The organism is Pseudomonas cichorii (assembly GCF_019719005.1).
Lineage (GTDB): Bacteria > Pseudomonadota > Gammaproteobacteria > Pseudomonadales > Pseudomonadaceae > Aquipseudomonas > Aquipseudomonas cichorii_E.
The window spans coordinates 1-23,008 of the sequence record NZ_JAIGPJ010000055.1; the positions used below are offsets into that span (position 1 = coordinate 1).

Consider the following 23,008-nt stretch of genomic DNA (forward strand, 5'->3'; position numbering starts at 1 on the left):
ACGGCGTGAGTCAGAGAGAACTGATCACAGGTTATCCACAGAAAAGTGCGCAACTTCTTGCGCATAATGGCTATGTGTCATCTTTATGCTGAAAAGCGAAAGTCGTTTTGCCCTTCTTCTGTGCGAGTTTTCCTGCTTGCAACTGTCATTTCTACGAGTAGCCAATATCCGCATGTGGGTTCATTGTGAAGGTGTGGGTGAGGCCAGCCTTGCTCGTACATATTGTTCAGAATGGTCACTCGCCATGCCTCATAAAATTGCCTTGTGCCGCTATGAATATGACCCGCTGGATCGACTCGCGACCCGCACGCCGTTTGCCGATTCGGTCACCCGGTCTTTCTACCGCGTCGACAGGCTGGCCAACGAAATCCAGGGTGCCAGGCAGCGCACTTTTTTCCACCGTGAGAATCAGTTGCTGGCACTGCAAACGATGATCGGCAAAGTCCTCGCTACGACCCTGACCAGCACCGATCAGCCAGGCAGCGTGCTCCATGCGGCAACATCGGGGCAGCGCACCGCCATCGCTTATGCACCGTACGGTCATCATGCGCCGCTTGGCGACCTGCCCGGTTTCAACGGTGAACGCCCCGATCCCGTCACGGGCCATTATCTGTTGGGCAAGGGGTATCGCGCCTACAACCCGGTACTGATGCGTTTCAACAGTCCGGACAGTTTGAGCCCGTTTGGCGAGGGTGGCGTGAATCCTTATGCCTATTGCCTGGGAGATCCGGTCAATCACATTGACCCCACGGGGCATTTGTCATGGCAGGTAATCGTTGCCTTGGGGCTCAGTGTGGTCGCGATAATGACGGCAGGCGTCACCATGCTTCCTTCGTTATCTTTGAAGGCTGCTTTCCTTGCCGCCAATCTCGGCTATGTCAGTGCCGGCTCCTTCTCCACGATGCTTGCGGCGTCGGGCGCGGTGGCAGCCAGCACTACGGGGCTGGCCCGGATTATCCTCGGCGAGGTCGCCCCCGATTCGCCATTTCTGGAGCCTTTGGGGTGGGTTTCACTGGCGCTGGGTATCACCGCTGTCGGCTCACGGATCGGCACTGTGGTTGCTGCGAGCAATCCGAAGAATGTGGCCGCTCTGAGCCAGGCAGCAAGATTGACCGGCATACCCCAGCCGGTGTCTTACAAGGCTATCGAGCTGGATAAGGTGCTCACCCCCATGCGCCAATCGTTGACGTCTGCGAAAAACCTTCGGATGTAAGAAAACAAAGCCTCAAGACTTGCTCTGCTCAAGGAACCCTCCTGCCTGCGCACAGTCGCATGTTCACGTTCCTCTCTCGTGATATCACTCTCGCATCTGGCAGCCGCAAAAGGAGTCTGCATGCCTGCTCGTTCTTCTGGACTGGTTATGCTCGGCCTTGCCGCAGCCATGGGGTTACTGTCGGGATGTGGCCAGGAAAAACCGGCGGCTGTCGATCTGCCGCGGGTTTATGTGCAAACGGTGAAGACTGCCGACTTTGCCGCCAGCGTTGCTTTGACCGGTGATATTCAGGCGCGTGTGCAGACCCGGCTTTCATTCCGGGTCAATGGCAAGATCATCCAGCGTAATGTGGATGTCGGTGATCGTGTCACCGCCAATCAGGTTCTCGCCCGGCTCGACCCCAAAGACCTGCAGATCAATGTCGACTCGGCCCTCGCCTCGGTGGCCGCCGAGCAGGCGCGGGTCACTCAGGCTCGCGCCGCTTTCGGGCGTCAGGAAAAGCTGTTGCCCAAGGGCTACACCAGTCGCAGCGAATACGATTCGGCCCAGGCGGCATTGCGCGGCAGCGAGAGCGCGCTCAAGGCCGCTCAGGCGCAACTGGCCAATGCCCGCGAGCAGTTGAGTTACACCGCGCTGGTCGCCGATACGCCGGGTGTGATCACGGCGCGTCAGGCCGAGGTCGGGCAAGTGGTGCAGGCGACCGTGCCGATTTTCGATCTGGCCCGGGATGGCGAGCGCGATGCGGTGTTCAACGTTTACGAGTCGCTGTTCGTTCAGCCGCCGACCGATCAGCCGGTGCAAGTCACCTTGCTCGACAACCCGGCCATCAAGGTCAGCGGCAAGGTGCGCGAAGTGACCCCGGCGGTTTCGGCTGAAACCGGTACCTTGCAGGTCAAGGTCGCGCTTGATCCTTTGCCTGAAGGCATGGATCTGGGCTCTGTGGTCAGCGTGGCCTTGAGCGCGCCAGCCAATGCCAGCGTCGAGCTGCCGTGGTCGGCCCTGACCAAGGACCTTGGGGAGCATCTGGGCAAGCCCGCCGTGTGGGTGGTGGACGAGCAGGGCAAGGTCAACCTGCGCAAGGTTCAGGTCGCTCGTTACCTGACGTCCAGAGTCATCATCGGTGACGGGCTCAAGAGTGGAGAGAAAGTCGTGGTGGCTGGCGGACAGTTATTGCACCCGGACATGCAGGTCGAAATCGCCGATCAACCACAGCAACACAATGCTCAGGTGCAGCCATGAAGCGTCTGGTCTGCCTGTTGTTGAGCGGTTTGCTGCTGAGTGGCTGTGGCAAGGATGAAACGCCACCCGAGCCGGTCCGGCCGGTGGTCTTTGTCGAGGCCCGGCCTGATTCGCAACTGGAGTTCGGACGTTTCGCCGGCAATATTCAGGCGCGCTATCAGAGCGTGCTGGGCTTTCGGGTGCCGGGTCGTATCGCACGCCGCCATGTGGACGTGGGCAGCGAAGTGAAGAAGGGCGACCTGCTCGCAACCCTGGACCCTACCGATCAGCAGAATAATGTGCGCGCTCGCCAGGGCGATCTGGCCCGTATCGAGGCGCAGTGGATCAATGCCCAGGCCAATGCCCGTCGTCAGCAGGAATTGTTCGACCGCGGTGTCGGCGCGCAGGCGCAACTGGACAATGCCCTGACCGAACTGAAAACCACGCGCTCGTCCCTGGATCAGGCCAGAGCCGCTGCTCAACAGGCCAGTGACCAGTTGAGCTACAGCGAGTTGCGCACGGACCACGATGCGGTGGTTACCGAGTGGAAGGCCGAGGCCGGGCAAGTCGTCACGGCGGGGCAGGAGGTCGTGACTCTGGCGCGGCCCGATATCAAGGAAGCAGTGATCGATCTGCCGGTTTCGCTGGTGGATCAATTGCCCGCCGATGTGGTGTTCAACGTGGCCAGCCAGCTTGATCCGCAGGTGAAAACCACCGCCACGCCTCGGGAAATAGAACCACAGCCCGACCGCTCGACCCGTACCCGTCGGGCACGCCTGACTCTGACTGACACGCCACCGGCATTGCGGCTCGGTACCGCGATCAGCGTGACCCTCAGCTCGACCATTGCCCCGCGCATGCGCCTGCCGATCAATGCCTTGCAGGAAGCCGATGGCAAAACCCAGGTCTGGATCATCGACCCGCAAAGCCAGACGGTAAATCCCAGAGAGGTGAATGTCGTCAGTCGTGACAACGACAGCTTCCTGCTGACGGGCGGAGTCAATGCCGGTGAGAAGGTGGTCAGTGCAGGCGTCAACAGCCTCAAGCCAGGCCAGAAAGTCAAAGTCGATGAGGAAAGCCCGCGATGAAAGGAAGCTTCAATCTGTCCGAGTGGGCCATCAAGCATCAGTCGTTTGTCTGGTACCTGATGTTCGTCGCCCTGCTGATGGGCGTGTTTTCCTACATGAAGCTGGGGCGTGAAGAAGATCCGTCCTTCACCATCAAGACCATGGTCATCCAGACCCGCTGGCCCGGCGCGACCGTGGACGAAACCCTCAAGCAGGTGACCGACCGCATCGAGAAGAAGCTCGAAGAGCTGGACTCACTGGACTACGTGAAAAGTTATACCCGACCTGGCGAGTCCACGGTTTTCGTATACCTGCGCGACACCACCAGTGCCAAGGACATACCGCAGATCTGGTATCAGGTGCGCAAGAAGATCGACGACATTCGCGGGCAGTTCCCCCAAGGCCTGCAAGGACCGGCGTTCAACGACGAATTCGGTGATGTGTTCGGCTCGATCTACGCCTTTACCGCCGATGGTTTCTCGATGCGCCAGTTGCGCGATTACGTCGAGAAGGTCCGCGCCGATATCCGTGAAGTTCCAGGCCTTGGCAAGGTGGAAATGATCGGCCAGCAGGATGAGGTGATCTACCTTAACTTCTCCACTCGCAAGCTGGCGGCTCTGGGGCTGGATCAGCGTCAGGTGGTGCAAAGCCTGCAATCCCAGAACGCTGTGACGCCAGCAGGGGTGATCGAGGCCGGGCCGGAGCGGATTTCCGTGCGCACCTCAGGGCAGTTCGCTTCGGAAAAGGATCTGGCAGCGGTCAACCTGCGGCTCAATGACCGTTTCTATCGTTTGAGCGATATCGCCGAGATCACCCGAGGCTACACCGACCCGCCCAAACCGCTGTTCCGCTACAACGGTAAACCGGCCATCGGTCTGTCCATCGCCATGCAGAAGGGCGGCAATATCCAGGAGTTCGGCAAGGCGCTGCATGAACGCATGGACATCTCCACTGCCGAGCTGCCGGTGGGTGTCGGTGTACACAAGGTTTCGGATCAGGCCGAAGTGGTCGACAAAGCTGTGGGTGGTTTCACCAGCGCGCTGTTCGAGGCGGTGATCATTGTGATGGTGGTCAGCTTTGTCAGTCTTGGTGTGCGTGCCGGCCTGGTAGTGGCCTGTTCTATCCCGCTGGTGCTGGCCATGGTCTTCGTGTTCATGGAGTACAGCGGCATCACCATGCAGCGGATTTCCCTCGGGGCGTTGATCATCGCCCTCGGGCTGCTGGTGGACGACGCCATGATTACCGTGGAAATGATGGTCACACGGCTGGAAATGGGGGAAACCAAGGAGCAGGCCGCGACCTATGCCTACACCTCGACCGCGTTCCCGATGCTGACCGGCACGCTGGTAACGGTGGCCGGTTTCGTGCCCATTGGCCTGAACAACAGTTCGGCGGGGGAATATACCTTCACGCTGTTTGCCGTGATTGCCGTGGCGATGCTGGTGTCATGGGTCGTGGCCGTGCTGTTTGCGCCGGTGATCGGTGTTCATATTCTGAGCAGCAACATCAAGCCCAAGTCCGAAGAGCCGGGCCGTGTAGGTCGTGCATTCAACAGCAGCATGCTGTGGGCCATGCGTCATCGCTGGCTGGCCATCGGCATGACCCTGTTGCTGTTTGCCGCTTCGCTGTTCTCGATGCAGTTCGTGCAGAACCAGTTCTTTCCGTCGTCGGACCGGCCTGAAATTCTGGTCGACCTGAACCTGCCGCAGAACGCCTCGATCAACGAGACGCGCCAGGTGGTGGACCGTTTTGAAGCCAGCCTCAAGGACGATCCCGATATCGAGCGCTGGAGCACTTACATCGGCCAGGGCGCGGTGCGTTTCTACCTGCCGCTGGATCAGCAGCTGGAAAACCCGTTCTACGCCCAGTTGGTCATTGTCAGCAAAGGACTGGAGGAGCGTGGTGCCCTGACGGCTCGTCTGCAAAAGCGTCTGCGTGATGAATATGTCGGCATCGGCTCCTACGTGCAGCCGCTTGAAATGGGGCCGCCGGTCGGGCGTCCGCTGCAATATCGCGTCAGTGGCGAGAACATCGACAAGGTTCGCCAGCACGCCATCGAACTGGCCACGCTGCTGGGCAAGAACTCACACGTCGGTGAAGTGATCTACGACTGGAACGAGCCGGGCAAGGTGCTGCGCATCGATATCAATCAGGACAAGGCGCGGCAGTTGGGGTTGTCTTCCGAAGACGTTGCGCAGTTGATGAACAGCGTTGTGAGCGGTTCGTCGGTGACTCAGGTGCGCGACGATATCTACCTGATCAACGTGGTAGGACGTGCCGAAGACGCCGAGCGTGGTACGCCGGAAACCCTGCAAAACCTGCAGATCGTGACCCCGGCCGGAACCTCGATTCCGCTGCTGGCTTTTGCCACTGTGGGTTACGAGCTGGAGCAGCCGCTGGTCTGGCGGCGTGACCGCAAACCGACCATCACCGTGAAAGGTGCGGTGCGCGACGAGATTCAGCCGACCGATCTGGTCAATCAACTGAAGCCGGAAATCGACAAGTTCGCCTCCGCATTACCAGTGGGCTACAAGGTGGCGACCGGCGGGACGGTTGAAGAAAGCAGCAAGGCTCAAGGGCCGATTGCCAGTGTTGTGCCGTTGATGCTGTTCCTGATGGCGACCTTTTTGATGGTCCAGCTGCATAGCGTGCAGAAGATGTTTCTGGTGGCCAGTGTTGCGCCGCTGGGGTTGATCGGCGTGGTGCTGGCGCTTATCCCGACCGGTACGCCACTGGGTTTCGTGGCGATTCTCGGGGTGCTGGCGCTGATCGGTATCATCATCCGCAACTCGGTGATTCTGGTGACCCAGATTCATGCCTACGAACAAAGCGGCTACTCGCCGTGGGACGCTGTGGTCGAAGCCACCGAGCATCGCCGTCGCCCTATTTTGCTGACAGCGGCAGCGGCCAGCCTGGGCATGATCCCCATCGCACGGGAAGTGTTCTGGGGACCAATGGCCTATGCGATGATCGGCGGCATCATCATTGCCACCTTGCTGACTCTGTTGTTCCTGCCAGCCCTTTATGTGGCCTGGTACAGAATCAAGGAGCCCGCGTAGACGCGGGCAATCTGTCCCGCGTCAGCCGATATCGCTTTCAATCAGGCTGAAATCCCCAAACCGCACAGGGCTCCTGGTGAAAGCCCCCTCTGGATGGCTGGCAGAGACAGCCGGGCGAGGGGTCGAAACGTTCAGGAAGCAGGAGGTCAGATCGTCCTCGAAATACATGTTGACCGAGAAACGCTGCCAGTCCGGTGTCGCCACTCCAGTGACAGGCGAAACCATCACTACGCCGTCAGCCCTGAAGCCTCCGACACTGACGACAAACGAAGCGTCGTTCACGCCTGGATCTGCGCTGAGCGCATCGAATTCTATAAGCAGGGTCTTGCCTGGCAGGTCCGGCAGGGACTGGCTGATATTCGTCGCAACCGGTAACAGGATGCTTTGTCCGAAGCCGTAACGCTCAAGGCCAGGGTCAAAACCCACAGGCCCTTTCCAGTAGTTGAAGTCGTCTTTGAAATTGCCGTTCTGAATATATTGAACTGCCATGATCATCTCCTTGATCGATTAACATTCGGGTCCGATTCATTGGGTGCGAACACCTGTTTCTGGAGCCCATCCTAAGCGCCATGCTGCTGCGCTGATACTGACAAAAATGTCAGTCAAGCCATGCACGCAATAGGAGTTGAATGCTTTCGTCAAGTCGATGCCACGCTCAATTTCTGCGCCAGACACTCGCCAGCCAGGGCTGTTGCTCCCTTGGCAAACCCGCCGGTCGATAGTAGTGCTCAAGCTCTGTAAAACCCGCTTCGGTCAGCAGTTCACGCCATGATTCCAGATCGTGATACGAACCATAGCGCTCGCCTTTCCAGCCTTCCTGGTTCTGGCCTCGCGGGTTGGAACTGAACAGCACGCCGCCTGGCTTGAGGGTGGCGTGCAACTGGCGCAGGACGTTGGGAAGTTCCTGTTTGGGGATGTGAAACAGCACGGCATTGGCGAAGATGCCATCGAAGCGGGCGGCAGGCAGGTCCAGCTCAAGGAAGTTCTGGTGCAGCACTTCGCAGCCACTGTCGGTGCGTGCCATTTGCGCGAAGCGTTCGCTACCGTCCAGGCCGGTGGCGATATGCCCCATGGCGCTGAAGGTTTTCAGATCACGGCCCGGCCCGCAGCCAAAATCCAGAATCTGCCAGGGTGTGGGGCCCTGAATATGTCGCAAAAGCGCGGCAATATTCTGGCTGACGTCGTGATCGCGGGTGCCTTCACGAAAGTCTTCGGCCACCTGGTTGTAATGGCCGACGGTGACGGCGGTGATATGGGCGAGGTCTTGGGCGTCGAGCTTCATGGCAAACGGTTGTCCGGGCAATGGAGGTCGTCAATATACCTCCAGCCCGGAGCGAAGCAATTGCTCAGCGCTTGTTCAGAACCCGCGCCAGCCGGTCGCCACCCAGTTGAATCGCGGCAACCAGCACCACCAGCAACACGATCACGGTGAGCATGATCTGTGTGTCGAAGCGTTGATAACCGTAGCGGTAGGCGATATCCCCCAGCCCACCGGCACCGATGGCACCGGCCATGGCCGAAGAGTTGATCATCGTGACGATCGTGATGGTGAAACCGCCGACGATCCCCGGCAACGCTTCAGGCAGCAATACGTGCCATACGATATGCCAGCGACGGCAGCCCATGGCTTGCGCTGCTTCGATCAAACCATGATCGACTTCGCGCAGGCTGACTTCGGCGATGCGGGCGAAAAATGGCGTTGCCGCAATGGTCAGTGGCACCACGGCTGCCCAGACGCCGTAACTGGTGCCGACGATCAGACGGGTGAACGGGATCAGCGCGACCATCAGGATCAGGAACGGAATCGAGCGAAACAGGTTAACGAAAGCGCCGAGTACCTGATTCAGCACTGGTGCTTCGTAGATCCCGCCCTTGGAGCTGGTGACCAGAATCACCGCCATCGGGATGCCCAATAGCAAGGCTACAAATGAGGACACGCCGACCATCAGAAAGGTATCGAGCACGCCTTGCAGTAAACGATCAACCCACATAACCCAATACCTCCGCGTGTGGCGCATGCTGGCGTGCGCGGGCCAGCAATTCGTCTCGACTGTGGGGTGAGCGGTTGATCGACAGGATCAGATGCCCGACGGCACGTTCCTGAATACGCTCCACGCCACCTTGCAACAACTTCACCTGGCCACCGAGGGCTGCGAACAGTGCAGCCAGGTCCGGCTCTTCGGCGCTGACGCCGGTAAAGCTCAGGTCCAGCAACAACGCGGCGTCCGGGTGAGCCGGTTGCGGTGTCAGACGCTCCAGCAAGGTTTTCGGCAGCCCGAGTTGCAGGGGCGCGAGCAAGGTTTTGCTCACCTCATGCTGCGGGTTGCCAAACACTTGCCACACCGGACCTTGTTCCACCACCTGGCCTTTTTCAAGCACCACCACACGGTTGCAGATATCGCGGATTACCGCCATCTCGTGGGTAATCAGCACGATGGTCAGGCCAAGGCGCTGGTTGATCTCGCGCAGCAGGCCGAGGATCGATTGCGTGGTTTCCGGGTCCAGCGCCGAAGTCGCTTCGTCGCACAGCAGGATGGCCGGGTCATGCACCAGCGCCCGGGCAATGCCCACGCGCTGTTTCTGCCCGCCGGAGAGCTGCGCCGGGTAGGACTTGTGCTTGTCCTGCAGACCGACCAGCTCCAGCAGTTCGGTGACCTTGCGCTGGCGCTGCTCCTTGGGCACGCCTGCGACCTTGAGTGGCAGCTCGACGTTCTGCCACACAGTCTTGGCCGACATCAGGTTGAAGTGCTGGAAGATCATGCCGATGCGTCGGCGCAGTTCTACCAGCTTGTCTTCGTTGAATTCGCCAATGTCCACCTGATCGATCAGCACCCGGCCGCTGCTGGGTTGTTCCAGACGGTTGATGGTGCGGATCAGCGATGACTTGCCCGCACCGCTGCGCCCGATGATGCCGAAGATTTCACCTTTCTGGATCGCCAGATCGATGTTGCTCAGAGCGTGCACCGGGCCTTGCTGGCCGTGATAGGTCTTGCCCAGATTGCTGAAGCGCACATGGGCGTGATTCAGGTCCGGGTGCAGTTCGGCCTGGCTGGCCGAATGTCCGGGAGCGGTCGGCTGTTGCCGTTGCGCAAGTGCGTTCATGTCATTCCTTCCAGCCCGGCTGGTAGAGCTTGCCGTTGACCTTGTCCAGAGAAGCGCGCACCACCGGGGAGTGCTGATAGATATCGACGAACTTTGCCAGGCGCGGATCGTCCTTGCGTTCAGGCTTGATCACGAACTGAATCACGTATTCCGGGTGGTCCAGGCCGTCGAACAGAATGGCCGAGTCAGCCGGGAAGGTCTTGGCCAGGCGGATATAGGCCGGGTAGCCCTGAACCAGATCGGCATCATCGTAGGCGCGCACCAGTTGCACGGCTTCGACCTGAATGATCTTGATCTTCTTCGGGTTGGCGGTGATGTCCTCTTCGGTGGCCTTGTAGCCCACGCCTTGCTTGAGGGTGATCAGGCCAGCCTTGGCCAGCAGTTGCAGGCCGCGACCGCTGTTGATCGGGTCGTTGGCGATGGCCACGGTGGCACCGGTGGGCAGTTCATCGAAGCTTTTGTACTTCTTGGAGTACAGCCCGACGTTATTGATGATGCCCGGCGCATAGGACACCAGGTTGTAACCGGCGGCCTCGTTGGCGTTGGTCAGGAACGGGATGTGCTGGAAGTAGTTCACATCGATATCGCCCGCCGCGAGGGTGACGTTGGGGGCGATCCAGTCTGTGAATTCCACCAGCTCGACTTTCAGGCCTTGCTTGGCGGCCTCTTCGACAGCGGCCTCCAGCGGAATGGCGAAAGCGGCGGTGGTGCCGACTTTCAAGGGCGCATCGGCGGCGTGAGCGGTGAGGGTCAACAGGCTCAGGGCCAGGGCGATAAAAGGTTTTTTCATGATGCTGTCCGTTGTTTTGAAAAATTTGGGTAAGCGTGGTGGTTGGCCTTTTCGCGAATGAGCGGAGCGCCGCCCGATTCGCTCCTACGGGATGTGGCGGTGTCTTGCGCCTGCATGGTTGTCGGGCAGGTGTGCATTGCCTTCGGGAAACAGTTTCTGGCGCAGGCTGCCGTCTTCATAAGCGGTCTTGTAGGAACCACGGCGTTGCAGTTCCGGGATCACCAGGTCGATGAAGTCCACATAGCTTTCCGGGGTGACGATGCGGGTCAGGTTGAAGCCGTCCAGGCCGGTTTCCTCGATCCAGGATTCCAGTTCGTCCGCGACTTGCTCGGGCGAGCCCACCAGCGTGATATAGCGGCCGCCCAGCGCGTGCTGGTCGAGCAGGCGCTGGCGGGTCCAGTCGTTGTTCTTGAGGTTTTTCGTCGCGGACTGGATGGCGTTGCTTTTCACGTACTGAATAGGTTCGTCCAGTTCGTATTCGGCGAAGTCGATACCCGTTGAGGCCGCGAAATGCGCCACACCGGCTTCGGCGCTGGCGTAGCTGCGGTATTCGGCGTATTTTTCACGGGCAATGGCTTCGGTGGCACCGACAATCACGTTCAGGCCCATGAACACCTTGATGCCATCGGGGTTGCGCCCGGCGGCTACGGCGCTGGCGCGGACCTTGTCCACTTGCTCGCGGGTCGCGGCCTTGGTCTGGCCGCTGATGAAGACGCACTCGGCGTTCTGCCCGGCAAATTGCAGACCGCGCTCCGAGCTGCCAGCCTGAAACAGCACCGGCGTGCGCTGAGGTGACGGTTCGCAGAGGTGATAACCCTCGACCTGATAGAACTCGCCCTTGTGCCGGACCTTGTGGACTTTGTCCGGTCGGGCATAGATGCGCTGTTCACGATCATTGATGACCGCGCCGTCTTCCCAACTGCCTTCCCAGAGCTTGTACAACACCTCCAGATATTCATCGGCCTGATCGTAGCGACGGTCATGCTCGACTTGCTCGGTCAGGCCCATGGCTCTTGCCGCGCTGTCGAGGTAGCCGGTAACGATATTCCAGCCCACTCGGCCACGGCTCAGGTGGTCCAGCGTCGACATGCGCCGGGCGAACAGATAGGGCGTTTCATAGGTCAGGTTGGCGGTCAGGCCGAAGCCCAGGTTGCGGGTGACCGCTGCCATGGCCGACACCAGCAGCAGCGGGTCGTTGACCGGTAACTGGATCGACTCCTTGAGCGTGACGTCCACCGAGTTCTGGTACACGTCGTACACGCCGACGATATCGGCGATGAACAGCCCGTCGAACAGGCCGCGCTCCAGCAGTTGGGCCAGTTCGGTCCAGTATTCCAGGGTCTTGTACTGGGTAGAGTTGTCCCGCGGATGCGTCCACAAACCGTGGTTGATATGGCCGATGCAGTTCATGTTGAACGCATTGAGCAGGATTTTCTTCTTGGCCATCAGATGGTCCCCCGACGTGGAGGGTTGGTGTCGTTGAGGTAGTAATTGCCGATGGCGTGATACTTCCAGCGCACCGGGTCATGCAGCGTATGCACGCGGGCATTGCGCCAGTGGCGGTCCAGCCCGTGTTCGGCCAGCGTCGCCTGGCTGCCGGCCAGTTCAAACAGTCTGCTGCCGGCCTCCAGAGATATTTCCGTACTGATGGCGCGGGCTTCGGCCACGGCGATGGAAGCCGCTGCCAGGGTTTGATCGTTGATGTCGGCCTGGGCGATGTCGAGATATTCGCCAGCCCGTTCAAGCAGGGCTTCGGCGGCATGCAGGCGGATGCCCAGCTTGCCGAAGCTGTGCAGGGTCAATGGGTCGTCCACGGCTTTTTCCAGGCCGGAGTCGATCCACGGGCGTGTGCGAGTGCGCACGAATCCCAGCGCGTCCTCAAAGGCTGCACGGGCAATACCGGTGTCGATGGCCGCATGGAGAATCTGCGCCAGCGGGCCGACCGTAGTGGGGCGCTCGAAAGCGCTCTGAAACGGGATGACATCCTCAGCGTTGACATACACATTCTCGAACACCACCGAACCACTGCCGGTGGTGCGCTGGCCGAAGCCGCTCCAGTCGTCGATCACTTCAAGACCGGCGCTGTCGTGAGAAACGAAAGCCAGTTGTTGCACGCCTTGGTCGTCGATGACCGAGGTCGGAATCCGCTGGGCGTACAGCGCGCCGGTGGCGTAGAACTTGCGGCCGTTTATGCGATAACCGTCGCCATCACGCTCCAGACGTGTGGTACGTTCGCTGGCGGTTTTGGTGCCCAGTTCTGCCAGCGCATTGCCGAAGCGTTTCCCTGCCAGCACTTCGGCATACAGACGGGCCTGTTGCCGTTCGCTGCCATTCACGCGCAGCACTTCAAGGGCGTAGAAATGGTTCTGCGGGATTTGCCCCAGCGAGCCATCGGCCTGAGCGATGATCTGCACCACCTTGGCCAGGGTGACGTTGGACACGCCTGCACCACCAAAGGCTTTGGGTACGCTGATACCCCACAGTCCGGACTGGCTGAACTGGTCGAGTTCGGGATTCGGCAGGCGGCGCTCGCGGTCACGCAGGGCGCTGTCGGTGATGAAGGTCTGCGCCAGTTCGCTGGCGACTTGCAGAGCCTGCGCGTCACTGGTGATGACGACAGGGTGTGGAGTGAAACTCATAACGATGTTCTCCAGTTGTCTGGTTCAAATCCAGGAGTGGCGTGCAGGCAGGGCGCCATTCAGGTGCCAGGCGCCGACGGCGTAGTATTTCCAGCGCACCGGGTCATGGAGGGTATGCACGCGGGCGTTGCGCCAGTGGCGGTCCAGGTTGAACTGCGCCAGCGTGGCTCGGCTGCCTGCCAGCTCGAACAGCTTTTCGCTGGCGAGCAGGGAGATTTCCGTGGTCAGCACCTTGGCGCGTGCCACCGCAATGGAAGCGCGAGCTGCCGAGGCTTCATCGATGGGCGATGCGCTCACTTCGTCGAGGGTTTGCGCGGCCTTGCGCAACAGGGCTTCAGCGGCATGCAGGTCGAGTTTCAGCTTGCCGATATCGGCGATGACATAAGGGTCGTCACTGGCTCGCTCGACGTTGGCGTCGATCCACGGACGAGAGCGTTCGCGTACAAAGGTGATGGTGTCATCGATGGCTTCGCGGGCAATGCCAGCATCGATGGCGGCCTGAATCAGTTGCGAGACTGCACCCTGAATATTCGGGGTCAATGCCAGTCGCCAGTTGGCGATCACGTGTTCGGCTTCCACCGGCACGTTATCCAGCAACACCGTGCCGCTTGCCGTGGTGCGCTGACCGAAGCCCGACCAGTCGTCCACGATGCTCAGGCCCGGTGAGCCGCGTTTCACGAAGGCCATGACCTGCCGACCTTCGTCATCCAGTGCCTTGACCGCGACCCAATGGGCGAACAAGGCGCCGGTGGAATAGAACTTCTGGCCGTTGATGACAAAGCGGTCGCCGTCGGCGGTGATACGGGCCTTGAGTTCCAGCGTGTTTTTCGTGCCTCGTTCGGGGCCAGCATTGCCGATGCGCCAGCCATCGAGGACGCTTTGAAACAATGCTTTTTTCTGCTGTTCGGTGGCGCCGTCCTGCAACAGATGAAGGATGCCGAACTGGTTCTGCGGAATCTGCCCGAGGGCCGGGTCGGCGGCAGAGATGATCCGGAACACTTCGGCAATGGTCACGAAGGAAACCTGCGGGCCGCCATAAGCCTTGGGAATGGAAATGCTGCCGAGCCCGTTACGGGTGAACTGCTCTATTTCCGACCAGGGCAGCTTTCGCTCCTGATCGCGCCTGGCGGCATTCAGTCGTGCGATACCGGCCAGCTCATGGGCGGCAGCAATGGCCTGGGCGTCGTTGTGCAACACCCTGGCCGGGAGTAACAAGGGCGCAACATCCGGCTCTCGTGAAGTCGAGATGTGCTGGGCAGTGTTTTTAGGCAATGCCCTGGTGTTATCCACGGGGGTAATTGTGAAAGAGACCATCGGAACCTCATAGCGGGTGCCGCCCCTGGGGGCAGCAAGAGAACATCGCGAAGTCCGGTGGTCCGGTTCATATACCCTAATCTTGTATCAATTATTTTAAAACGTGAATTTTGGAATAAGCATAGATGGCAAATGCTGGCTACCCGGAGGGTCCTTGACGAGAGGCCCTGGCAGCCAGGTAAGGTGGCCTTTTGCTTGATGTTAGTTGTATGTGCGCTGAGGGTTTTATGGCGGTTATATGGATGAAATCTTGTTATTTATTGAGTGAACTCTCATGAGGTTTGTCTGGGCTTTTATAAATGATGATGTGAAAAACGCCAGCGGTTCATGAGCGTAAAACATACTCATGCAAGGCTGGCGTATAGGCGATGAGGGTTATTAAGGCTCACCGGGGTAGTTCACTTGAGTTCCGGATTCTTATTTCCCGTGGCGGTGCCCAATGAGAGTTGTTACCTACCCGGTCAATGACACAGTAAGTAGCCTCCAGTTGTTCGCCGCCAGCCTCGCGGATCAGGGTTGCCGGGACGACTACATCAATGGGTTCCCCGACATCTTCGAGAGTCAGAGGTGGCAGGTCCATGCGCAGGTCTCCCCATCGCAGGGTGATTTCGTCATGGGGTGCCATGTTCAGATAAGGCTCGATCGTCATCGGCAGACCGCTGTTCATATGCCGCGTGCTCAAGCCGCGGCGAACTACCGAAGGTGGCAGTGACAGCGGCGCCAGCCCCTGATTCTCTTCATCTACAGGGTCCAGCAACTGGCCGCCGGGTGCATCCAGCTTGACCCAGATCTTGCAGATGGGCGAGGTTACAGGCGCTCCGCCTACTTTCATTATCCTGTAGTAGGTACGGGCCTTGCCGTTCTGCAGAAAGCTTTCCGGCACGCGCAGAGCGATGGTCTGGTCGATGTCGGCTGCCGTCAGGATCTTTGATGCGGCGTAGCAGCCATCCCAGAACAGCTCGATCAGATCACCCTCATCCATGTCGCCGTAGGGATGGATATGGACCATCAGATGGGGCGCTATCCTGACCCCGATGCCATGACGACTGGCCTGGGGAATGAAGGGGGGTAAAAGCTTTGAGGCGTCGGGGTTGCAATAGGTTTGGCTCATGTTCGAATACTCGTGGTTAACAGAAGTGCCAGTAACTGTTTGTTATAGAATTTGTAATTCTTTCGGTAGTGGCCTGATCTGAAAATTAAAAAGCGATAAGTGTCTGAAAGTGCGGGGTTGTGGCAAACATTACAGGGTGTTGTAAATGAATACTTGTAACTTTGTAGTGTGCGCCAGGACCACTGTTCTGAGTGAGCTAATGGGTTTTGTGTAAGCCTGTCAATATACGGATGAGGTGTTATGAAGCAGTTTTGAAAAATTAGATTATTCCTACATGGGTATACAGAGACTGTTTACTTTTAAGCAAACTGGCTTCCTACTCCATCCCGGCCTCCGATATATTCGTTGCTCAAGCAGCGGCGACGCCATGATGGATGGCGTGAAGGAGAGGCGAGCGTGGTGGGATCCGCATCAAAGGCAGCCGAAAAATGCCCTGGATTGCTGCAGTAATTCGATGATTTTAGTTAGATGAGTGCTTTTGGCTGGCAGGTATTTTGATAGGTCAGCTTGTGTCGCATTGTAAGACGGAGGAGGAACAGCGTCCTTGCGGACGCTGTTTATACGGACAGAGCTTGTAGGATCAGGCTCTGGTGCGTTCCAGAAATTGCCTGGTACGTTCTTCTCTGGGGTTGGCAAACAAGGCTTTTGCTTCTCCCTGCTCAACGATCACGCCCTTGTCGATGAAAATCACCCGATTGGCCACATCCCGCGCAAAGCTCATTTCGTGCGTGACGATGACCATGGTGCGGTTTTCTTCGGCAAGCGCCCTGATGGCAGTCAGCACTTCGCCCACCAGCTCCGGGTCCAGCGCGGAGGTGGGTTCGTCGAAGAGAATGACCTCAGGCTCCATTGCCAATGCCCGGGCAATCGCGACCCGTTGCTGCTGACCGCCTGACAGACGGCGCGGGTAGGAATCTTCCTTGCCGGACAGTCCGACCTTGGCCAGCAACTGCCGAGCCAGGGCCTCGGCCTTTTCCCTGGCAATCTTCTTGACCACCACCGGGCCTTCGATGACGTTCTCCAGCGCTGTGCGATGGGGAAAGAGATTGAAGTTCTGGAACACGAACCCGACCTGCTGACGCAACTGGCGGATAAGGCCCTGTTGCTGGCTCAAGGCGCGACTGCCATCAATCTGGATGTCACCCACCCTGATCGTGCCGCTGGTGGGGGTTTCCAGCAGGTTCAGGCAACGCAGCAGCGTGGTTTTCCCCGAGCCGCTGGGGCCGATGATTGCCACGACTTCCCCGGACTCGATGCGCAGGTCGATGCCCTTGAGCACTTGCTGGCCTTTGAATTCCTTGGTGAGGTTTTCAACCACGATCATGCTTCAGGTCTCCAGATCATGCCGATTGACCCTCGCTTCAAGACGGTTTTGCAGGTGCGCAAGCAGCGACGCAAGGACCCAGTAGATCAGCGCGGCGGCAAGGTACATGGTGAAAATTTCAAAGGTCCGTGCGGTGATCAGTTGCGCCTGACGGAACAATTCCGGCACCTGGATGGTAGCCGCGAGAGCCGTGTCCTTGACCAGCGAAATGAAACTGTTGCCCAGCGGCGGCAACGCGGTACGTGCCGCTTGCGGAAGGATCGCCCGGCGCATGGTCTGCCAGCGGGTCATGCCGATACTGGCAGCCGCCTCCCATTGCCCGCGTTCTACGGCACCGATGGCGGCGCGCAGGATTTCACAGGCGTAGGCAGCCATGTTCAACGAGAAACCGATCAGCGCTGCAGGCAGCGGGTCCAGTTCGACCCCCAGTTGTGGCAGGCCGTAATAGATCACGAACAATTGCACGAGCAGCGGTGTACCGCGGAAGAACGACACGTAGACACGTGCCGGCCAGCTCACCAGCCTGAAGCGCGACAGACGCATCAGTGCCAGGCCGAAGCCCAGCAGCAATCCGAAAAACATCCCGCCCAGGCTGAGAACGACCGTGTAGTACGCGCCCTTGAGCAGAAAGGGCGCAGAGTCCGCTATGAGCTTTAGGCTCTCTTCGATCATTTGGTCACGTCAGCGTTGAAGTACTTTTGCGACAGTTTGCCCAGAGTGCCGTCGGCGCGCAGCTTGTCGAGGGCCTTGTTGATGGCGTCCAGCAATTCAGGCTCGCCCTTGCGCAGGGCAATACCGGATTCCTGACGGGAAAACGGAGCGCCCGCGACACCAAAGGCATCCTTGGTCTTGGCAGCGATTTCCAGAGCAGCCAGGCGGTCGACCAGAATGGCGTCGATACGGCCTACACGCAGGTCCTGGAACTTGGTCGGATCATCGTCGTAGGTCTTGACGATGGCAGTCGGGACATTGGCCTTGATCCACTGCTCATAGTTGGTGCCCAGACCGACACCGACTTTCTTGCCTGCCAGGTCCTGAGGGGTCTTGATGGTGTCTGCGTTTTTCTTCTGGGTCAGCGCCTGCAAGCCGGAGATGGTGTAGGGCTGGGAGAAGTCGTACTTTTTCTTGCGCTCGTCGGAAATGGTCACCTGGTTGATCACCACATCCAGACGCTTGGACTCCAGAGCAGCAAGGATGCCGTCCCATTTGGTCGGTTGTACCTTGGCTTTGACGCCCAGTTCCTTGGCCAGAGCCTCGGACAGCTCGACCTCGAAGCCGGTCAGCTTGCCGTTTTCGTCCACGAAGCTGAACGGTGGATAAGTGCCTTCCAGGCCCACATTGAGCGTGCCGCTGTCCTTGATCTTTTGCAGTTGTTCGCCGGCCATGGCTTGCCCCGCAATACCGGTGCCCAGCACCAGCGTCAGAGCCGAAAAGAGAAACGTGCGACGAATAGCGGAAATGTTCATGCGAGCCCCTTGTTTGTATGAGATGTCAGGCAAGTCAGACCTGGCGACAGCGTGTTGCGGTCGCGAATATAAATCGAGTTTCTTATAAACAAAAAGAACTAAAAAGCATTTTCAGTTTTTCTTTCGGTATATGCGTCAGCGCCGACCTGTCAGCCGCTGAACACGTCCGGATAAGCAAACAACGCTGGCGCACCACCGGTGTGCAGGAAGATCAGCGGCCCCTCATTGAAGCGCTGACGTCCGATGCCGTCGAGCAAGCCTGCCATGGCCTTGCCGGTGTAGACCGGATCAAGCAACAGGCCTTCATGACTGGCCACCAGTTTGATTGCCGACAGCGTGCCAGCGTTCGGTTCACCATAGCGTGGACCGAAGTATTCGTCCCACAGTTGCACCTTGAAGGCTGGCGGCAGGGCGATATCGAGCAATTCTGCAGTGCGCTCGGCCAGGCCCTGAACCTTGGGTAGCTGGGTTTCTTCGCTGCGCGAAACGGTTACGCCAATGACTGGCAGCTCCGGCAACTGTTCAGCCAGCGCCAGGGCCATGCCGCTGTGGGTGCCAGCGCTGCCGGAGGCCAGTACGACGGCGGCGAAATCCAGGCCGGTCTGTTTGATCTGCTCGGCAAGCTCCAGACCGGCACGCACATAACCCAGTGCGCCTACGGCACTGGAGCCGCCAATCGGTACCAGATAAGGCTTCTTGCCACTGGTGCGCAGGCGAGCAGCCAGGGCTTGCAGTTGCTCGTCGGCGTTATCGAGGTTTTCCACCAGCTCGACCTTGGCGTCGAACAGCTCCAGCAGCAGGCGATTGCCGTTTTGCAGGTAATTGGTGTCTTCGGTGCCGATGGGGTTTTCCAGCAACGCGACACAACCCAGCCCCAGACGAGCGGCCAGTGCTGCGGTCTGGCGCACATGGTTGGACTGGATGGCGCCAGCGGTAATCAGCGTGTCGGCACCCTGGGCCAGCGCATCGGCGGCCAGGTATTCCAGTTTGCGCACCTTGTTGCCGCCCAGCGCGAGGGTTGTGGTGTCATCGCGCTTGATGTAGATATCGCGGCCCGCCCAGGTCGACAGGCGCTCGAGCTTTTCCAGTGGAGTGGGAGCGTCGATCAGGTCGAGGCGATTGAAACGAGCCAGCTGTTTTTTGATCATCGTGATAGATAAGCCGAGGAGGGAGTCATCGGACTATATGCAGAGGTTCTCTGCACGGCAACCCGCGATGGTTTATGTCGAGGGAGTCAAGACCCTACGCAAATTGTTATTTTTTCCGTGCAAATGTTTGCCGTAGAGTGGAGGCCGCAGGGGCCGCCATCATCGGGTTGCCTTCTTTGACTCAAGGAGAGTTCAGCGTGAGCGATATTCCAGAAGCACCTGCCTCGGGCCGCTCCAGCCATTGGCAGTTGCAGCGGATCGTCAGCCAGTTGCGCACCGCGCGTGAAGACTGGCGTACTCGCAACAGGCGGGTGAGCGGTGAGCATGGTGGCCGGGAACTGCCTTCCCGTGCAGCCATGGGCGAAATTCTCGAAGCCTTGAGCGGTGCCTTGTTCCCGATGCGCCTTGGGCCGGTGGATCTGCGCGAAGAAAGCGAAGACTTCTACGTCGGCCATACCCTGGACGTAGCACTCAATGCGCTCCTTGCCCAGGCACGGCTGGAGTTGCGTTACGTGGCCCATCAGCAGGGCAGCGGGACTCAGGGCATCGACGAGCGGGCCCTGGAGCTGATTCAGGATTTCGCCACGGCCTTGCCAGGTATTCGTCTGCTGCTCGATACCGATGTGCTGGCGGCCTATCACGGCGACCCGGCGGCGCGCAGTGTCGATGAGGTTCTGCTGTGCTATCCGGGGATTCTTGCGGTGATCCATCATCGGTTGGCGCATCACCTGTATCGGGCCGGCCTGCCTCTGTTGGCGCGCATCAGCTCGGAAATCGCCCATTCCTCCACCGGTATCGACATTCACCCTGGCGCACAGATCGGCCCGAGCTTCTTCATCGACCATGGCACCGGCGTGGTGATTGGCGAAACGGCCATTATCGGTGAGCGGGTCAGGATCTATCAGGCTGTGACGCTGGGCGCCAAGCGCTTCCCGGCGGACGAAGATGGCCAGTTGCAGAAAGGCCATGCCCGCCACCCGATCGTCGAAGACGACGTGGTGATCTATGCCGGTGCGACCATTCTGGGGCGTATCACCATCGGCAAGGGCTCGACCATCGGCGGCAACGTCTGGCTGACCCGCAGCGTTCCGGCCGGCTGCAACCTGACCCAGGCCAACCTGCTGCAACAGGACGACGGAACTCAGAAGTAAGAGAGTTGGTAGCTTCAAGCTTCAAGCTTCAAGCTTCAAGCTTCAAGCTTCAAGCTTCAAGCTTCAAGCTTGTGGCTTGCCGCTTGCCGCTTGCCGCTATTTTTCACGAATGAATTCGCTCCTGCGGCGTAGGGAACGATCCGGCGTCATTGTGCGTCATACCCCTGGTCTGAGCCCGCATCCCCTGTATGCGATTCGTTTTTTGCAGGTAGTTTTCTGCCCGCTCATACCAGGAGTCCTTTCCGTGTTTTTCTCTTTTTCTGGAGCTTTTTGTCTTGATCCAGAGGCGTACCGCCTATGAGTACGTCCGTCTCCCCATCCAGCGGCAATGTCCGCATGAATGCTCCGGTGTTCTACTTTGCCGCGAGTGTCATCCTGATCTTCGGTGTCACCGTTATTGCCTTCCCGCAAGCCAGCGGCGAATGGTTATTGGCAGCGCAGAACTGGGCGGCCAATACGGTCGGCTGGTATTACATGTTGGCCATGACGCTGTATCTGGTCTTCGTGGTGGTCACCGCCTTGTCAGGCTACGGCAAGATCAAGCTCGGTGCCGACCACGACGAGCCCGAGTTCAGCTATCTGTCATGGGCGGGCATGTTGTTTGCCGCCGGGATCAGCATCACGCTGTTCTTCTTCTGCGTCTCCGAACCCCTGACCCACATGCTGCAACCGCCGCAGGGCGAGGGCGGTACCACTGAGGCCGCACGTCAGGCCATGCAGTTGCTGTTCCTGCACTGGGGCCTGCATGGATGGGGCGTATTTGCCTTCGTCGGCATGGCACTGGCGTACTTTGCCTACCGTCATAACCTGCCGCTGGCTTTGCGTTCGGCGCTGTACCCGCTGATCGGCAAGCGTATCAACGGCCCTATCGGCTATGCCGTCGACGGTTTTGGCATCATCGCGACCATCTTCGGCCTGGGTGCCGACATGGGTTTCGGCGTGCTGCACCTCAACTCGGGTCTGGATTACCTGTTCGGCGTGTCCCATACCCAATGGATTCAGGTCGGGCTGATCACGCTGATGATGGGCGCTGCCATCCTGGTGGCCGTCTCGGGCGTCGACAAGGGCGTGCGGGTCATGTCCGACATCAACATGCTGCTTGCCTGCGCATTGCTGTTGTTTGTCCTGTTCGCCGGGCCGACTCAGCACCTGCTCAACACGCTGGTGCAGAACATCGGTGACTACCTGGGGGCGCTGCCGACCAAGAGTTTCGATGTCTATGCCTACAGCAGCGACGCCAAGGGCTGGCTGGGCGGCTGGACGGTGTTCTACTGGGCCTGGTGGATTGCGTGGGCGCCTTTTGTCGGCCTGTTCATTGCGCGTATTTCCCGTGGCCGTACCATTCGTGAGTTCGTATTCGGCGTGCTGCTGATCCCGCTGGGTTTCACCCTCGCCTGGATGTCGATATTCGGTAACAGCGCCATCGAGCAAGTGCTCAATAACGGCATGACCGCGCTGGGGCAGTCGGCTATCGACGATCCGTCGATGACCCTGTACCTGCTGCTGGAAACCTATCCATGGAGCAAGACCGTCATTGCGGTGACGGTGTTCATCAGCTTTGTCTTCTTCGTCACGTCGGCGGACTCGGGCACCGTCGTGTTGTCCACCCTGTCGGCCAAGGGCGGCGGCCCGGACGAAGACGGTCCGAAATGGCTGCGCGTATTCTGGGGTGTGGCAACCGCGGTGATCACCAGCGGGCTGCTGTTCTCCGGCAGCATCGATGCGCTCAAGTCGGCTGTCGTGCTGACATCGTTGCCGTTCTCGCTGATTCTGCTGCTGATGATGTGGGGGCTGCACAAGGCGTTCTTCATGGAAACCCAGCGCCAGATCGCCCAGACCTATTCCCTGGCCCCGGCTTCCGGTGCGCGGCGTGGTGGCTGGCGACAACGCCTGAGTCAGGCCGTGCATTATCCATCCCGCGACGAGGTCTATCGCTTCCTCGACCAGACCGTACGCCCGGCAATTGAAGAAGTGACCGCGGTGTTCGTTGAAAAGGGCCTGAGTGTCGATACCCAACCCGACCCGTCCAACGACTCCGTCAGCCTGGAAATTGGCCACGGTGAAGAACGTCCGTTCATTTACCAGGTACAGATGAAAGGCTTCTTCACCCCATCATTCGCCCGTGGCGGCATGGGCTCGAAACAACTGAACAACCGTCGCTACTACCGCGCCGAAGTCCACTTGAGCGAAGGCAGCCAGGACTACGATCTGGTGGGCTACACCAAGGAGCAGGTCATCAACGACATACTGGACCAGTACGAACGGCATATGCAGTTTTTGCATTTGGTGAGGTAGGGGTAAGTGGCAAGCTGCAAGCTTTAAGCTTCAAGTCAAAAGCTTGTAGCTTGTAGCTTGTAGCTTGTAGCTTGTAGCTTGTAGCTTGTAGCTTGTAGCTTGTAGCTTGTA

Annotated in this window: 19 protein-coding genes; 6 read left to right on the forward strand and 13 right to left on the reverse strand. The window is 59.1% G+C overall.

What is annotated here, in order from left to right:
* Positions 1-244: 244 nt before the first annotated feature.
* The 4 genes from K5D32_RS24725 (at position 245) to K5D32_RS24740 (ending at position 6,557) form a co-directional block, all read left to right on the forward strand.
* Entirely contained in the window at positions 245-1,213 is a 969-nt protein-coding gene (locus K5D32_RS24725; protein ID WP_221602181.1) for an RHS repeat-associated core domain-containing protein, read from the forward strand.
* A gap of 120 nt (positions 1,214-1,333) precedes the next feature.
* The gene (locus K5D32_RS24730) at positions 1,334-2,452 is read left to right on the forward strand and encodes an efflux RND transporter periplasmic adaptor subunit (protein WP_221531078.1); all 1,119 of its coding nucleotides are present in this window, start codon (positions 1,334-1,336) and stop codon (positions 2,450-2,452) included.
* On the forward strand, positions 2,449-3,519 hold the full coding sequence (locus tag K5D32_RS24735; RefSeq protein WP_221531079.1) for an efflux RND transporter periplasmic adaptor subunit: 1,071 nt from the start codon (positions 2,449-2,451) through the stop codon (positions 3,517-3,519). Before K5D32_RS24730 ends, K5D32_RS24735 begins: the two co-directional genes overlap by 4 nt.
* A complete protein-coding gene (locus tag K5D32_RS24740; protein WP_221602183.1) occupies positions 3,516-6,557 on the forward strand; it encodes an efflux RND transporter permease subunit in 3,042 nt (1,013 codons plus the stop codon). Before K5D32_RS24735 ends, K5D32_RS24740 begins: the two co-directional genes overlap by 4 nt.
* Before the next feature lie 21 nt (positions 6,558-6,578).
* Here K5D32_RS24740 and K5D32_RS24745 read toward each other — a convergent pair whose 3' ends face one another.
* From K5D32_RS24745 to K5D32_RS24805, 13 genes are all read right to left on the reverse strand, one after another.
* On the reverse strand, positions 6,579-7,046 hold the full coding sequence (locus tag K5D32_RS24745; protein ID WP_221536552.1) for a hypothetical protein: 468 nt from the start codon (positions 7,044-7,046) through the stop codon (positions 6,579-6,581).
* A gap of 166 nt (positions 7,047-7,212) precedes the next feature.
* A complete protein-coding gene (locus K5D32_RS24750) occupies positions 7,213-7,839 on the reverse strand; it encodes a bifunctional 2-polyprenyl-6-hydroxyphenol methylase/3-demethylubiquinol 3-O-methyltransferase UbiG (protein ID WP_221577148.1) in 627 nt (208 codons plus the stop codon).
* A 64-nt stretch (positions 7,840-7,903) separates the two neighbouring features.
* The gene (locus K5D32_RS24755) at positions 7,904-8,548 is read right to left on the reverse strand and encodes a methionine ABC transporter permease (RefSeq protein ID WP_198724071.1); all 645 of its coding nucleotides are present in this window, start codon (positions 8,546-8,548) and stop codon (positions 7,904-7,906) included.
* Complete coding sequence (locus K5D32_RS24760) at positions 8,538-9,659, reverse strand: methionine ABC transporter ATP-binding protein (protein WP_221577147.1); 1,122 nt, start codon at positions 9,657-9,659, stop codon at positions 8,538-8,540. The genes K5D32_RS24755 and K5D32_RS24760 overlap by 11 nt, the downstream gene beginning before the upstream one ends.
* Position 9,660: 1 nt before the next feature.
* Positions 9,661-10,449, reverse strand: a complete 789-nt coding sequence (locus K5D32_RS24765; RefSeq protein WP_198724076.1) for a MetQ/NlpA family ABC transporter substrate-binding protein — start codon at positions 10,447-10,449, stop codon at positions 9,661-9,663.
* A gap of 84 nt (positions 10,450-10,533) precedes the next feature.
* Positions 10,534-11,895, reverse strand: a complete 1,362-nt coding sequence (locus K5D32_RS24770; RefSeq protein WP_221602186.1) for an LLM class flavin-dependent oxidoreductase — start codon at positions 11,893-11,895, stop codon at positions 10,534-10,536.
* Complete coding sequence (locus K5D32_RS24775) at positions 11,895-13,088, reverse strand: SfnB family sulfur acquisition oxidoreductase (RefSeq protein WP_221602187.1); 1,194 nt, start codon at positions 13,086-13,088, stop codon at positions 11,895-11,897. Before K5D32_RS24775 ends, K5D32_RS24770 begins: the two co-directional genes overlap by 1 nt.
* Before the next feature lie 24 nt (positions 13,089-13,112).
* Entirely contained in the window at positions 13,113-14,285 is a 1,173-nt protein-coding gene (locus K5D32_RS24780) for an SfnB family sulfur acquisition oxidoreductase (protein WP_311775797.1), read from the reverse strand.
* Between the two features lie 502 nt (positions 14,286-14,787).
* Complete coding sequence (locus K5D32_RS24785; RefSeq protein WP_221556725.1) at positions 14,788-15,513, reverse strand: hypothetical protein; 726 nt, start codon at positions 15,511-15,513, stop codon at positions 14,788-14,790.
* A 580-nt stretch (positions 15,514-16,093) separates the two neighbouring features.
* Complete coding sequence (gene tcyN / locus K5D32_RS24790) at positions 16,094-16,837, reverse strand: L-cystine ABC transporter ATP-binding protein TcyN (protein WP_221531083.1); 744 nt, start codon at positions 16,835-16,837, stop codon at positions 16,094-16,096.
* Positions 16,838-16,840: 3 nt separating this feature from the next.
* The gene (tcyL, locus tag K5D32_RS24795) at positions 16,841-17,509 is read right to left on the reverse strand and encodes a cystine ABC transporter permease (RefSeq protein WP_221531084.1); all 669 of its coding nucleotides are present in this window, start codon (positions 17,507-17,509) and stop codon (positions 16,841-16,843) included.
* Positions 17,506-18,303 carry a cystine ABC transporter substrate-binding protein gene (gene tcyJ / locus K5D32_RS24800; RefSeq protein WP_221602188.1) on the reverse strand — a complete coding sequence of 266 codons (798 nt, stop codon included), beginning with the start codon at positions 18,301-18,303 and terminating at the stop codon, positions 17,506-17,508. The genes tcyL and tcyJ overlap by 4 nt, the downstream gene beginning before the upstream one ends.
* Positions 18,304-18,452: 149 nt before the next feature.
* The gene (locus K5D32_RS24805; protein ID WP_221602189.1) at positions 18,453-19,451 is read right to left on the reverse strand and encodes a D-cysteine desulfhydrase; all 999 of its coding nucleotides are present in this window, start codon (positions 19,449-19,451) and stop codon (positions 18,453-18,455) included.
* Positions 19,452-19,648: 197 nt separating this feature from the next.
* Between K5D32_RS24805 and epsC the strand changes: the two genes are divergently transcribed.
* Both epsC and betT read left to right on the forward strand, forming a co-directional pair.
* Positions 19,649-20,602, forward strand: coding sequence for a serine O-acetyltransferase EpsC (gene epsC, locus K5D32_RS24810; RefSeq protein WP_025258099.1), 954 nt, complete (start codon positions 19,649-19,651; stop codon positions 20,600-20,602).
* Between the two features lie 336 nt (positions 20,603-20,938).
* The gene (gene betT / locus K5D32_RS24815) at positions 20,939-22,897 is read left to right on the forward strand and encodes a choline transporter BetT (protein WP_221602190.1); all 1,959 of its coding nucleotides are present in this window, start codon (positions 20,939-20,941) and stop codon (positions 22,895-22,897) included.
* The last annotated feature ends 111 nt before the right edge of the window (positions 22,898-23,008 follow it).

Bases quoted from the DNA above. Each gene is read 5' to 3' on its own strand.
- K5D32_RS24775 (WP_221602187.1), bottom strand. From the start codon at position 13,088: ATGAGTTTCACTCCACACCCTGTCGTCATCACCAGTGACGCGCAGGCT.
- K5D32_RS24735 (WP_221531079.1), top strand. From the start codon at position 2,449: ATGAAGCGTCTGGTCTGCCTGTTGTTGAGCGGTTTGCTGCTGAGTGGC.
- K5D32_RS24760 (WP_221577147.1), bottom strand. From the start codon at position 9,659: ATGAACGCACTTGCGCAACGGCAACAGCCGACCGCTCCCGGACATTCG.
- K5D32_RS24750 (WP_221577148.1), bottom strand. From the start codon at position 7,839: ATGAAGCTCGACGCCCAAGACCTCGCCCATATCACCGCCGTCACCGTC.
- K5D32_RS24770 (WP_221602186.1), bottom strand. From the start codon at position 11,895: ATGGCCAAGAAGAAAATCCTGCTCAATGCGTTCAACATGAACTGCATC.
- K5D32_RS24745 (WP_221536552.1), bottom strand. From the start codon at position 7,046: ATGGCAGTTCAATATATTCAGAACGGCAATTTCAAAGACGACTTCAAC.
- K5D32_RS24730 (WP_221531078.1), top strand. From the start codon at position 1,334: ATGCCTGCTCGTTCTTCTGGACTGGTTATGCTCGGCCTTGCCGCAGCC.
- K5D32_RS24725 (WP_221602181.1), top strand. From the start codon at position 245: ATGCCTCATAAAATTGCCTTGTGCCGCTATGAATATGACCCGCTGGAT.
- tcyJ (WP_221602188.1), bottom strand. From the start codon at position 18,303: ATGAACATTTCCGCTATTCGTCGCACGTTTCTCTTTTCGGCTCTGACG.
- tcyN (WP_221531083.1), bottom strand. From the start codon at position 16,837: ATGATCGTGGTTGAAAACCTCACCAAGGAATTCAAAGGCCAGCAAGTG.
- K5D32_RS24755 (WP_198724071.1), bottom strand. From the start codon at position 8,548: ATGTGGGTTGATCGTTTACTGCAAGGCGTGCTCGATACCTTTCTGATG.
- tcyL (WP_221531084.1), bottom strand. From the start codon at position 17,509: ATGATCGAAGAGAGCCTAAAGCTCATAGCGGACTCTGCGCCCTTTCTG.
- K5D32_RS24740 (WP_221602183.1), top strand. From the start codon at position 3,516: ATGAAAGGAAGCTTCAATCTGTCCGAGTGGGCCATCAAGCATCAGTCG.
- betT (WP_221602190.1), top strand. From the start codon at position 20,939: ATGAATGCTCCGGTGTTCTACTTTGCCGCGAGTGTCATCCTGATCTTC.
- K5D32_RS24785 (WP_221556725.1), bottom strand. From the start codon at position 15,513: ATGAGCCAAACCTATTGCAACCCCGACGCCTCAAAGCTTTTACCCCCC.
- K5D32_RS24765 (WP_198724076.1), bottom strand. From the start codon at position 10,449: ATGAAAAAACCTTTTATCGCCCTGGCCCTGAGCCTGTTGACCCTCACC.
- K5D32_RS24805 (WP_221602189.1), bottom strand. From the start codon at position 19,451: ATGATCAAAAAACAGCTGGCTCGTTTCAATCGCCTCGACCTGATCGAC.